Annotated in this window: 11 protein-coding genes; 7 read left to right on the forward strand and 4 right to left on the reverse strand. The window is 74.3% G+C overall.

Annotated features, from left to right (window positions below; genetic code table 11):
- Positions 1 to 79: 79 nt before the first annotated feature.
- Positions 80 to 559, reverse strand: a complete 480-nt coding sequence (locus LO763_RS28340) for a MarR family winged helix-turn-helix transcriptional regulator (RefSeq protein WP_230792124.1) — start codon at positions 557 to 559, stop codon at positions 80 to 82.
- A gap of 95 nt (positions 560 to 654) precedes the next feature.
- On the opposite strand from LO763_RS28340, the gene LO763_RS28345 reads away from it, so the two are divergent.
- Positions 655 to 1530, forward strand: coding sequence for an alpha/beta fold hydrolase (locus tag LO763_RS28345; protein WP_230792126.1), 876 nt, complete (start codon positions 655 to 657; stop codon positions 1528 to 1530).
- Between the two features lie 285 nt (positions 1531 to 1815).
- The gene (locus LO763_RS28350) at positions 1816 to 4584 is read left to right on the forward strand and encodes an AfsR/SARP family transcriptional regulator (RefSeq protein WP_230792128.1); all 2769 of its coding nucleotides are present in this window, start codon (positions 1816 to 1818) and stop codon (positions 4582 to 4584) included.
- 109 nt (positions 4585 to 4693) lie between these two features.
- Here LO763_RS28350 and LO763_RS28355 read toward each other — a convergent pair whose 3' ends face one another.
- Together LO763_RS28355 and LO763_RS28360 are read right to left on the reverse strand one after the other, a co-directional pair.
- Positions 4694 to 5074 carry a hypothetical protein gene (locus tag LO763_RS28355; protein ID WP_230792130.1) on the reverse strand — a complete coding sequence of 127 codons (381 nt, stop codon included), beginning with the start codon at positions 5072 to 5074 and terminating at the stop codon, positions 4694 to 4696.
- 46 nt (positions 5075 to 5120) lie between these two features.
- Positions 5121 to 5720, reverse strand: coding sequence for a TetR/AcrR family transcriptional regulator (locus LO763_RS28360; RefSeq protein ID WP_230792132.1), 600 nt, complete (start codon positions 5718 to 5720; stop codon positions 5121 to 5123).
- A gap of 57 nt (positions 5721 to 5777) precedes the next feature.
- Here LO763_RS28360 and LO763_RS28365 point away from each other — a divergent pair, with 57 nt between their 5' ends.
- The gene (locus LO763_RS28365) at positions 5778 to 6212 is read left to right on the forward strand and encodes a DUF3995 domain-containing protein (protein WP_230792134.1); all 435 of its coding nucleotides are present in this window, start codon (positions 5778 to 5780) and stop codon (positions 6210 to 6212) included.
- 13 nt (positions 6213 to 6225) lie between these two features.
- On the opposite strand, the gene LO763_RS28370 is transcribed toward LO763_RS28365, so the two are convergent.
- Positions 6226 to 7779: a carboxylesterase/lipase family protein gene (locus LO763_RS28370; protein WP_230792136.1), complete on the reverse strand. Its 1554-nt coding sequence runs from the start codon at positions 7777 to 7779 to the stop codon at positions 6226 to 6228.
- A gap of 205 nt (positions 7780 to 7984) precedes the next feature.
- Between LO763_RS28370 and LO763_RS28375 the strand changes: the two genes are divergently transcribed.
- From LO763_RS28375 to LO763_RS28390, 4 genes are all read left to right on the forward strand, one after another.
- Entirely contained in the window at positions 7985 to 8605 is a 621-nt protein-coding gene (locus LO763_RS28375; RefSeq protein ID WP_230792138.1) for a dihydrofolate reductase family protein, read from the forward strand.
- 87 nt (positions 8606 to 8692) lie between these two features.
- Positions 8693 to 9022, forward strand: a complete 330-nt coding sequence (locus tag LO763_RS28380; protein WP_230792139.1) for a YciI family protein — start codon at positions 8693 to 8695, stop codon at positions 9020 to 9022.
- A complete protein-coding gene (locus LO763_RS28385) occupies positions 9019 to 10248 on the forward strand; it encodes an RNA polymerase sigma factor (RefSeq protein WP_230792141.1) in 1230 nt (409 codons plus the stop codon). Before LO763_RS28380 ends, LO763_RS28385 begins: the two co-directional genes overlap by 4 nt.
- Before the next feature lie 201 nt (positions 10249 to 10449).
- A complete protein-coding gene (locus LO763_RS28390; RefSeq protein WP_230792144.1) occupies positions 10450 to 12474 on the forward strand; it encodes an OmpL47-type beta-barrel domain-containing protein in 2025 nt (674 codons plus the stop codon).
- The last annotated feature ends 55 nt before the right edge of the window (positions 12475 to 12529 follow it).

Below are 12529 nucleotides of genomic sequence, written 5' to 3' on the forward strand. Positions count from 1 at the left end.
AAAACATTGGCAACTGTCAATATAAATGGATATGCCCGAAATGTAAAGAGCGGTCGGCTCGAAAGTGGGAGCGATGGCTCTATGCCGATGGAGGGTCGACGTCGGCGCCGCGCCCCGCGTGGTCCTCGACCGATCGCGCGATGTCGGCGAGGGCCTCGAGCTGCCGCTCGTCCAGGGCGCCGGCGAAGTGGCGCTCGACGGCGTCCCGGTGCGCCCGGGCGGCGGCGCGCAGCGAGCCCGTGCCCGCGGCGGTGAAGACCACGTCGTCGCCCCTGCCGTCGAGCTCGCAGGGCTCGCGGGCGATGAGGCCGCGGCGCTGCATCCGGCCGAGCTGCCTCGACAGCCGGCTGTGCGCCCAGCCCATCCGGTCGGCCAGGGCGCTCACCCGTATGCACTGGTCCTCGGTCGCGTCCATCGCCGCGAGCACCTCGTACTCGGGCAGGGAGAGGTCGCCCTCGCGCTCGAGGTCGCGGGCGACTGCGGCGTCCAGGACCTGGCGCATCCTGCGGTACCGCGCCCAGGCCTCCGAGGCCCGGGACGACGGGTCGGTGTCGGTCATGCCCCGAGCATAGACCGCTTGTTGACATGTAACCAAGATTGCCCTACGGTGGTTTCAGTTACATGTAACGAAGAATTCGAGAAGGGAACCCCGCCATGACCTCCAATGAGCAGATCCGCACCGTCAACGGCGTCGACCTGTGCACCGAGACGTTCGGCGACCCGCGCGACCCGGCCGTCCTGCTGATCCACGGCGCGGGCCACTCCATGGTCGCCTGGCCCGACGCGCTCTGCCGCCGCATCGCCGCGGGACCGCGGTTCGTCATCCGCTACGACGGGCGCGACGCCGGCCGCTCCACCGCCGTCGAGGCCGGCGCCCCGACGCACACGCTCCGCGACCTCGTCGCCGACGCCGCCGCCCTCATCGACGCGTTCGGCCTGCCCGCCGCGCACGTCGTCGGCATGTCCCAGGGCGCGGCGGTGGGCCAGCTGCTGGCGCTGGACCACCCGCGGCGCGTCGCCACCCTCACCCTGGCCTCGGGAACGCCGGGCGGCCCGGGCCACCCGCACCCGGACCTGCCGCCGCCCGCCCCCGCGATCCGAGCGCTCTTCGACGAGGAGCCGCAGGCGGTGGACTGGTCGGACCGCGACGCCGCCGTGGACGCCCTCGTCGAGGGCGAACGCCCCTACGCGGCCCCGACGCGCCCGTTCGACGAGGCGGCGGTGCGCGAGCTGTCCGGGCGCATGTTCGACCGCGCCGCCGACCTGGAGGCCCAGGTGACCAATCCGTTCCTGCTCGACGCGGGCGAGCCCTGGCGCGACCGCCTCCACCGTATCGGCGCGCCGACCCTGGTGCTGCACGGCGCCGACGACCCCATGTTCCCGTTCGGCCACGGCAAGGCCCTCGCCGCCGAGATCCCCGGCGCCGAGCTGCTCGCGATGGAGCGGACCGGCCACGAGACGGCCCCGCCGCACGTATGGGACGAGGTTGTCACCGCGCTCCTCGCCCACACCGCCGACCGCACCGGCTGAGGGCGAGCCGCCCCTCGCCGTGCGGGACGGGCGGCTCTCGCGGCTCTCGCACGCGCCCCTCCCGGCCCCGGCTGCGCTTACGCCGCGAGGCGCCGCCGCCCGCGCGGGCGGGCCCCGCCCGGCGGGAGCGGGAAGTGAGGACCGCGGCGGACCCCCTGGATAACGTTGACCGTCCATCGGGGCGCCAGCGCGCCGCCGCTTCGGGGGAGGAGCGGACCCGCATCGACGCGCCGCCCCATGCCGCCCCGGGACGAGCGGGGCGGCCGGACACGAGATTGCCGAGAGATGAGAGAGACGATCCGAATCGGACTCCTGGGCCCGCTCCAGGTCACCGTCGACGGCTCGGCGAGGCCCGTCGACGGGGCGCGGCGCCGGGCGGTCCTCGCCGTCCTCGCCCTGTCGGCCGGGCGGCCGGTCCGCAGCGCCACCCTCACCGACGGCATCTGGGGCGAGGACCTTGGGCCGGCGCGGCACCGCCTGCACACCGCCGTCAACCGGCTGCGCCAGGTCATCGGCGCCGACGCGATCCGCGCCGCCCCCGGCGAGTACACACTGGACGTACCGCCCGACGCGGTCGACGTCCACCGCTTCCGGGCCCTGGCGGCCGAGGCCGGGCACGCCGACGGGGCCGCCGAGTCGGCGCTGCTCGACCGGGCGCTCGACCTGTGGCGCGGCGACCCCCTGGCCGACATCGAGGCCGAGTCCCTGACGCTCGGGCACGTGTCGGCGCTGACCGAGGAGCGGCTGCGCGCGATCGAGCGGCGCGCCGACCTGAGGCTCGAAGCGGGCGGGCACGCCGAACTCGTCGCCGAGCTGAGCGAGCTCACCACCCGGCACCCCCTGCGCGAGTTCCCGTGGTCGCGGCTCATGCTCGCCCTGCACCGCTCCGGACGGCAGGCCGAGGCCCTCGACGCCTACCAGCGGGTGCGCATCCTCCTGGCCGACCGGCTCGGCGTCGACCCCGGCGAAGAGCTCCAACGCGTCCACCGCGCCGTGCTGCGACCCGCCGAACCGCGCGCGGCCGAAACCGCGGCCGCCCCGCCGCCCCCGGTCCCGACGCCCCGCCAGCTGCCGATCGGCGTCTCCGGGTTCACCGGCCGCGCCGACCCGCTCGCCGAACTCGACCGGCTCCTGGACGGCCGCGAACCGGCCTCCCCCTCGGTCGCCGTCGCGGTGATCAGCGGGCCCGCCGGGGTCGGCAAGACCACGCTCGCCGTCCACTGGGCGCACCGGGTCGCCGACCGGTTCCCCGACGGGCAGCTCTACCTCAACCTGCAGGGCCACCGCTCCGGGCGGCGATCAGGGCCCGACGCGGCCCTCATGACCCTCCTGCTGTCCCTCGGCGCCCCGCCCGAGCGGATCCCGCCCGACACCGACGGGCGCTCGGCGGCACTGCGCACCGCCCTGGCCGGCCGGCGCGTCCTCATGCTCCTCGACGACGCCCGCGACGCCGACCAGGTCCGCCCGCTCCTGCCCGGCGCCGACAGCCTGGTCCTGGTCACCAGCCGCAACCGGCTGCGGAGCCTGCGCCGCTGCGAAGGCGCCCACCTGGTCGAACTCGACCCCTTCACCCCCGCCGAGTCCGCCGCGCTCCTGCACCGCATCCTCGGGCCAGCGGTCGCGTCGAGCGACCCGAAGGCGCTCGGCGAGCTCACACGCCTCTGCGGGCACCTGCCGCTGGCGCTGGCGATCGCCGCCGAACGCGTTCGCAACACCGCGATCCCGCTGTCCGCCCTGGTCAAGGAGGTCCGGGACGACAGCGCCCGACTCGACGCCCTCGACGACGGCACGACCGACGTCCGCAACGCCTTCTCCGGGTCCTACCAGGCGCTGCCCGAGCGGGCCGCCGCGATGTTCCGGGCGCTCGGCACCGCTCCCGGCACCGACGTCGGCGCCGACGCGGCGGCCGCCTTGACCGCGACCCCCCTTCCCGAGGCGGTCCGGTCGCTGGAGTCCCTCGTCGACCACCACCTGCTGCGCCGCTCCCGCCCGGGCCGGTACGAACTGCACGACCTGCTGCGGGTCTACGCCGCCGAACTCGCGGAGGCCCGCGGCGAGGGCGCCGAGCCGCTGAAGCGGCTCCTGGACTGGTACATCGCCACCGGCCGCGCCGCCCGCGACCACGTGCAGCCGACCTCGGTGGTCGCCGGGGTCGGACCGCCGCCCGGCGTCGAACCGCTGCGGTTCGCCGACGCCCAGCAGGCCCTCGACTGGTTCGAGACCGAGCACGACAACCTCATCGCCGCCGTCGGGACCGCCGCCGCGAACGGCCTGGACCCGCACTGCTGGCGACTGGTCCACGTGCTCTGGGCGCACCTGCACCGGTGCCGGGCCTGGCCGGAGATCGCCTCCCTCAGCGCGACCGGTCTGGCCGCGGCCCGCCGCGCGGGCGACCGCTACGGCGAGGCCGAGATGCTCACCATGGGCGCGAGCCTGCGGCACCTGGGCCGCTTCGACGAGGCCCTCGCCTCGCAGCGGGAGGCGCTGCGGGTCTACCGGGGGCTCGGCAGCCGCGACGGCCGCGCCACGGTCCTGAACAACCTGGGGATGATCTTCCGCAGCATGGGAAGGCACAAGGAGGCGATCGACCACCTGCGTCGGTGCGCGGCGCTGGACGAGCGCGGGGGAGCGCCCGGCGACCTCGCGGTCTCGCTGCTCAACCTGGCCCAGTCCTACACCGAGTCGGAGCGGGCGGCCGAGGCGATCGAGGCCGCGGGCCGGTCCCTCGAACTGCTGCGCGAGCTCGGCCACCGGCGCGGCCAGGGCCGGGCCATGGAGACGATCGGCCGCGCCCACCGGCAGCTCGGCGACCACGCGGCCGCGGCGACGTGGCTGCGCCGGGCGTCCGACGCGTTCGCGGGCATCGGCGACCGGTGGTACCAGTCCGGAAGCCTGGCCGGCCTCGGCCGCGCGCTGCGGACCCTGGGACGTGAAGCGGAGGCCCGAACGGCCTTCGAGCGCGCCCTCGAGCTGGCCTCGGACCTGGGCGATCCGCGCGCCGCCGAGATCCGCGCCGAACTCGAGGGCACGGGCGGGGCGTCCGGAGCACCGTGAACCGGACGCCCCTGCGCGCCCGCCCGCCGTTCCCTCCCGAGTGGGGGAGGGAACGGCGGGCGGCGCGCTCACCCGAGCATGGGCGGGTTCTCCTCAGGGGACCGGGCGGTCAGCTCCAGTCCCTGCTGGTGACCCGGGTCCCGTCGGGGTCGGTGCTCATGTCGCGGTCGCCGGTGACCCGGGTGCCGTCGGGGTCGGTCCCCGTGACGCGGGTGCCGTCCGGGTCGGTGCTCATGTCGCGGTCGCCCGTGACGCGAGTGCCGTCGGGGTCGGTCCCCGTGACGCGGGTCCCGTCCGGGTCCGTGCCGGTGACCCGGGTGCCGTCCGGATCGGTGACGGTCACCCGGGTGCCGTCGGAGTCGGGGTCCGCCTGCGCGGGGGCCGCGAAGGCGGCCACGGCGAGTCCCGCCGCGAGCGAACCGGCGGCGGTGAAGCGGACGAGTGCCATGGTGGTGCGCCGGATCGGCGACTTGTTCATCTTTTCTGTCATGCGTTCCACCGTATTGGCGGCCGCTCTCGGGAGGCTGTCATTCGACTCACGGGCCGCTCTCAGCGGCCCCTCGCTCCGGCGCCAGGGCGGCGAGGAGGTGCGCGATCGCGGCCCCCGGGACGCCGTCGCCGCTGGGCGCGGTCTCCGGGGCGATGCCGGGGGCCGCGCGCCGCAGCTCCTTCCAGCCCAGGTACGCCGCGTATACGACCACCGCCTGCCTGCGGGCGACCGCCGATTCGAGGCCGCATTCGCTGTAGAGGTCGGTCAGGTAGCGCAAGCGCCGCTCGGTGACGCGCTCGAGCACCGGTTTGACGATCGGGTCGCCGGCATGGGCGACGATCGCCGGTTCGAGCCCGGCGAACGGCTCGCGGGTCAGGGCGTTGCGGAAGAGCGCCTCCAGCCGTTCGCGCGGGTCCGCCACAGGCGCGACGTCGGCGATGAACTGGACCGTCGACTGCTGCTCCCACAGCTCGAGCGCTTCGGAGAGGAGCGCCGCGCGGTCCTTGAAGTACCAGTAGAAGCTGCCGCGCGTGACGCCGAGCCGCTTGGCGATCGGCTCGACGGCGACACCGCCGACGCCGGTGTCGGCGAGCGCGTCCAGCGCGGCCCGGAGCCAGTCCTCGCGGGTGACCTTTACATGCGGCATGTCCATACAGTATCGTATGGATATCAGTACGGAACTGTATGGAAAAGGGGGCTCCCCATGGCGATCCTCGCCGCGACCACCGGAGTCGTCCTCGTGCTGATCGGCGCCCTCCATGTGGTGTGGGCCTTCAGCCCCTGGCCGCTTGCCACACGAGAGGCCCTGGCCCGCAACGTGGTCGGTCGACCCGACGGCACCCTGCCGCTCGGTTTCTTCGTGCCCGCGTCATTCGCCGTGGCCGCGGCGCTGGCCGCGGCCGCCTACCTGGTGGCGGCGGCGGCCGATGTGCTGCCCGCGGTGCTGCCGGACGTCCTGGTCACCGTGGGCGTCTGGGGCGTGGCCGCCGTCCTCCTGGGCCGCGGCGTCTGGGGCCTGGCCGAGTCCGGCCTCCGGCTCGGTGCCGCCCCGGCGACCTACCGGCGGCTCGACCTGCGGTACTACTCGCCCCTGTGCCTCGCCCTCGGGGCGTCGGCGGCCGCGGTCGCCCTGCTCTGACCGCGGCCGGCCCCTATGCGGCCGACGCCCTCGGCATGTCCGCCTCGTACAGGTCCACGCCGTCCCAGAGCGCCCTGGCGGGGAACGGGTCGCGGACGTGGGCCGAGCCGGTGCCGAACCGGAAGGCGTCCCTGCCTTCGGGGCGGTACGGCGGCCAGTCGGCGCGGCCGGTCCGGGCGAACGAGACCCAGCAGGCGTGCATCAGGTCGGCCAGATCCTGCGGCGCGGCGGGGCCGGTGAGCCACTGCATGAGCGGGTCGTCGAGCAGGTCGAAGGCGAACGGTATCTCCAGTGCGTGGCAGGCGCCGAGCCGACCGTCGAACCGCGGCGACCGCCAGGAGAACTCGTACATGTAGGTGGGCGCGGCGGCGGTGGCGCGGCCTTCGGCGAGGCGCGTGGCCGCCGCCCGGTAGTACCAGTCGCCCTGGAGGACCGCGAGCAGCTCTCCGGGCGAGGCGCCCGGGTAGGCGGCCCGGTAGGCGTCGAGCGCCCGGGGCACGGGCAGCCGATACAGCCGCATCGCCTCGGCGAGGTCGGCCTCGGTGATGGATTCGAGCGCCCCGAACGGCACGAGCGACAGCCTGCCCTCTTCGGCGTTCGCGCCGATCAGCACGTCGACGTCGGCGGACGCGCCCGCGGCGATCGCGTCGGCGGGCAGGGCGGGCAGCGTGTCGCCGTCGACGGTCGGGCGCCACATGTTCACGCGCGCACCGGGTTCGCCGCCCCACCGCTGCGGGTCGGGGTCCTCGGCGAGGTCGGCCATCACCGCCGTCTGGGCGGCGAGGACGCGGTCCGAGCCCGCTTCGGCGACCGCCTCGCGGACGGGTGCGACGCCGAGCTTCGCGGCGAGCCGCCGCCCGATGCCGCGGGCGGTGTCCGCGGTGTAGGCGAGGTTGCCCGCGCCGCTCTGGAGGATCGCGCGGCGGAACAGGCCCGCGGCGCGAGGCATGGCCATCAGCGCGCCGACGCTCATCGCGCCGGCCGACTGCCCGAAGACGGTGACGTCGCCGGGGTCGCCGCCGAACGCGGCGATGTTCTCCCGCACCCACTCCAGGGCCGCGACCTGGTCGAGGAGGCCGACGTTGGCGACGCCGTCGCCGAGGCAGAGGAAGCCCTCAGCGCCGAGGCGGTAGTTGGGGGCCGCGAACACGACGCCGTCCCGGGCGAACCGCCCGCCGCGGTAGACGGTGTTGGAGCCGCCGTCGAACCCGCCGCCGTAGAGCCACACCATGACCGGCAGCCGCGCCGCGCCCGGGTCGGGGGTCCAGACGTCGATGTTCAGGTACTCCCCGCCGGGGACGGCGGGGTAGAAGGCGTCCATCGGGGGCGGCACCGGCGGCTGCGGCGGGGTCGGGCCGTTCCGTGTCGCCTCCCGCACGCCGGTCCACGGCGCGGCCGGTCGCGGCGGCAGGTAGCGGTCGACACCGGTGGGCGGCGCCGCGAACGGCACGCCCAGGAACCTGTAGCCGCCGTCGCAGGCGGCGCCGCGGACCGCCCCGGCGCGGGTGGCGACGACGGGGGCCCGCGGCGGTCTCGCCGGACCGCCGGGATGCTCATCGCGGACCATCGCAGTCCTCTCGTGTTTTACGGTGTAAGTTTCAGTGGCGACAGTATTCTTACAACGTAAATATTGTCAAGGGGGGCACATCCGCGCGGCGCCGGAGCGGCATGTCTGAAAAACTTCGGGGAGCGGTGTCGGATCGGGGCCGGGTCGTTCGTAGTACCGGTGAGAGGCCGCCCGAGAGGGGCGTCCGCCACGGGAAGGGCACATCATGAAACTGACGACCGTCACCCACGTCTCGCTCGACGGGGTCATGCAGGGACTCGGCCGGTCCGACGAGGACCGCCGGGGCGGGTTCGAACGCGGCGGCTGGGCGCTGCCGCTGTTCAGCGGCGAGTCCGAGGCGTATCTGAGCGAGGTCTTCGAGCGGGCCGACGCGTTCCTGTTTGGCCGCCGGACCTTCGAGATCTTCGCTGGCTCCTGGGGCCGGGTCCCCGACCCTGCCGGCAAGCCCATCGCGGGCCCGTTGAACACCCGGCCGAAGTACGTCGCCTCGAACACGCTCACCGACCCGGACTGGGCGCACTCGACCGTCCTCGCCGGCGACCCGGCCGAGGCCGTCGCCGACCTCAAGGCCGCCTCGGAGGGCGAGGTCCAGGTGCACGGCAGCGGCGCCCTGGTCCGCTCCCTCCTCGACCACCGGCTCGTCGACGAGATCACCCTGCTCGTCTACCCGGTGATCGTCGGCCAGGGCACCCGCCTGTTCCCCGAGACCGGCCCGGACGCGGCCCTGGACCTGATCGACTCCCGGACCACGCGGCAGGGCCTCACGGTCCAGGTCTACCGCCCCGGCGGACGACCCGAGTACGCCACGACCGGCGGCCCGAGCTGACCGGGCGCGACGCCGACCGTCCCGGGCGCCGACGACCGGAGCCCGGGACGGACCGCCCCATTCCCGAACGACAGGAGCAGTTCCGCGATGCAGTACCTCGTCTCCGTGATCGACGACAAGACCGCCTCGGCCACACCCGAGGAGATGGCCGCCATCGACGCCTTCAACGACCGGCTCGAAGCCGAGGGCCACTGGGTGTTCGCGGGCGGCCTCGCCGCGCCCGACACGGCCACCGTCGTCGACAACCGCGGCGAGGCGCCGCTGCTCACCGACGGACCCTTCGTTGAGACCAAGGAGTTCCTGGCGGGCTTCTGGATCATCGAGGCCCCCGACCTCGACGCCGCGCTCGCGCTCGCCGCCGAGGGCTCGAAGCACTGCAACCGCCGGGTCGAGGTGCGGCCCTTCCTGACCGCATGAGCGCGGCCGACGTCCGGGCGGCGATCACCCGGGTCCACCGCGAGGAGTGGGCCCGGGTGGTCGCCTCCCTGGCCAGGCGCTTCGGCGACCTCGACGTCGCCGAGGAGGCCGCGGCCGAGGCGTTCGCGACCGCCGTCGAGCGGTGGCCCGCCGACGGCCTGCCGCCGAACCCCGGCGCCTGGCTGACCACCACCGCGAACCGCAAGGCCCTCGACCGCCTCCGGCGCGAGCGGCGCCGCGGCGAGAAGCACCGGGAGACGCAGACCATGCACGACGTCCCGCTCGAACCGCTCGGCGCCGTCGACGACGAGCGGCTCCGCCTGGTCTTCACCTGCTGCCACCCGGCGCTGTCCATGGAGGCCCGCGTGGCGCTGACGCTGCGCATGGTCGGCGGCCTGACCGTGCCCGAGATCGCCCGCGCGTTCCTGGCGGGGGAGTCCGCCGTGGCGCAGCGGATCACCCGCGCGAAGGCCAAGATCGCGGCGGCCCGCATCCCGTACCGGGTGCCGTCCGCCGCCGACCTCCCGGTGCGCGTCTCCGGTGTGCTCGCCGTGCTCTACCTCGTGTTCAACGAGGGCTACCTCGCCGGGAGCCCCGAGGGCGACCCGCTGCGCCAGGACCTGACAGGCGAGGCCATCCGGCTCGCCCGCCTCGTCCGCGGCCTCATGCCCGAGGGCGGCGAGGCGGCGGGGCTCCTGGCGCTGATGCTCCTGACCGAGGCCCGCCGCACCGCCCGCGTCTCGGCGGGCGGCGAGCTCGTCCCGCTCCACGAGCAGGACCGCGGCGCCTGGGACCAGGACCTGATCGCCGAAGGGCACCGGCTGGTGCGCGAACGCCTGGCCTCGGGCCGGGCGCCGGGCCGGTACCAGCTCCTCGCGGCGGTCAACGCCGTGCACACCGACGCCCGCGACATGCGCGACACCGACTGGGGCCAGATCCTCGCCCTCTACGACCGGCTGGCCCGCCTCGACCCCTCGCCCGTCGTCGCCCTCAACCGGGCCGTCGCGGTCGCCGAACTCGACGGCCCGGAAGCGGCGCTGGCGATCGTCGACCGCCTCGGCGAACGACTGGACGGCTACCACGCGTTCCACGCGACCCGCGCCGACCTGCTGCGCCGACTCGGCCGCAGCCGGGAGTCGCGCGAGGCGTACGACGCGGCGATCGCGTTGGCGGGCAACCCCGCGGAGACCGCCTACCTCACCCGATGCCGCGCCCAGCTCCACTAGGGACTTCGAGGCGCCGGACGCGGGCGGGTTTACACGCGCTCTGTAATATGTTACACATTACTGGGCTCATGCAGGGCCCCGCGCGACCAGCCCGCACCTGCCGCCCCCACCGGAATCCCCCGATTCCGCTGCGGCCCGGCCGCACCGGGCTTCCGGCCGGCGCGCGGAACCGTTCGACCCCCAATGGACGGAGCCATCCGAGTGAAGACCCTCAAGGCGGGCACGAGCGGCGCGGCCATCGCGTCACTGGTGCTCGCGTCACTGCTCACAGGGGCGGTACCCGCCCTCGCCGAACCCGCCGCCGACGTCATCGCGGTCGACGGGCACGGGATCGCCCCCACCGACCCGTCGTTCGACGGCCCCCAGGTCACCGAGGTCCGCGTCATCAACGAAGGCCGGTTCCTGGAGGTCCACTGGGACCGCTATGTGGACGAAGAGGCCGCCGTCAGCCCCGAGAACCTCACCCTGACCAACGGCGACAACGAGATCGCCCTCAAGCCGAAACCGGCGACGGGCCCCACCGACACCATCTTCTTCGACAGGGACAACCGGCAGATCGCGGCCACCGACGCGAACAGCATGGCCCGCCTGCCCGCGGAACTGCACCTGGCCAGCATCGCCTACACGGGCGCCATCGACCCCGACCTGCCCCTGACCCTCACCGTCGCCGGCTCTGCCATCGAGGACGCCGACGGCAGGGCCGCCGAGGACGCCGTGTACACCGGCGTGCCGATGCTCGACTACTACACCCAGTCGGTGACCACCGCGACCGGCATCGAGGTCAAGGCGGGCCCGCGGGTCGACCCGTCCACCCTGGACCTCGCCGCGGCGCAGGTCGACGTCGAGCTCGGCAAGGACGGCAACGGCATCGCCGCCACGATGGCCGACCACGGCTGCTCGCTCGCGGTCTACGCCTCACGCGAGAACGCGTACCTGGTGCCGGAGCACCGGGGCGGATACGACCCCGAGATGTACGACGTCGAGGGCTACGGCGGCAGCACCTGGAACGGCTGCGTCTCCTCGATCTCCGAGCGGAACGTCCTGCGCACCAGGGGGAACGCCGACGAGTTCCTCAACACCGCCTACCCGAACGAGAACATCCTGATCCACGAGTTCGGGCACGCGGTCCGCCTCGTGGGCATCGAGACCCAGGCCGACCCGGCGCTGTCGGACGAGCTCTACGCCGTCTACGCGAACGCCTACGACACCGGCCTGTGGCCCAACACCTACGCGATCTCCAACATCGACGAGTACTTCGCGACCCTCTCGACGGTCTGGTTCGACGTCATGGCCGAGAAGCCGGACTGGAGCGACGGCGTGCGCAGCCCCATCAACACCAGGGCGGAGCTGCGGGAGTACGACCCGATGGCGTACGCGTTCTTCGCGAAGGTCTACCCCTCGGACCAGGTCCTGCCGGCCCCGTGGGACGAGCCCGCCCCCGACGAGCACCACGGCGACCACACCGAGGAGCCGCAGCTGCCCGAGCGGGAGACCGCCGAGGACGTCGACTACGACGCCGACGTCTTCCGGATCGTCACCGACAGCCTCGGCGCCGAGTACCAGATCGACCAGTACGCGGGCGACGGCGAGCACCCCGAGCGCGACATGGTCGTCTGGTTCAAGTGGGGCGACGGCGTCTGGAAGCTCGCCCGCGAGGGCGGCACCTACACGATCAGCGCCGCCGACGGCGGCGGCGTCCTCTCGGCGGTGTCCGACACGGAGGTCGCCTATTCGGGCATCGACCGCGACGCGGACGACCCCGCCCAGCGGTGGTCCTTCGTCCCCGCGCTCGCGACCGCGTCGAACCCCTACGACGGGATGCTCGTCAACGCCGCCAACGGCCTCGCGCTGACCCTCGACGGCCGCGCGGAGTCGGGCACGTCCATGACCCTGGCCGATCCCGGCCTCGGCACGCGCTGGCTCCTGGAGGACACCACCCGCACCGAGGCGCAGGGCACGGACGCGTACCTCCTGCCCGACGCGGACGCCACCGCCCCCGTGCTCTCCTACACCTGGAAGTCCCCGTCGCGCAAGCTCCTCGCCCTCGAGGCCGCCGACGAGGGCTCCGGCGTCGCCGCGATCGAGTACCGCGTCAACGGCGGCGAGTGGGCGACGTACTCGGACCCGATCCGCATCCGCCCGCACGACGTCGTCGAGGCCCGCGCGACCGACCAGGCCGGCAACACCTCCGAGGTGCTGACGATCAGGAGGAAGGACCGCTCCTGAGTCTCCGGCGGGCGGGTCTGTCGGACCCGCCCGCCGACTCACGACCGGACGGGGC

Source organism: Glycomyces amatae (assembly GCF_020991375.1).
Taxonomy (GTDB): domain Bacteria; phylum Actinomycetota; class Actinomycetes; order Mycobacteriales; family Micromonosporaceae; genus Glycomyces; species Glycomyces amatae.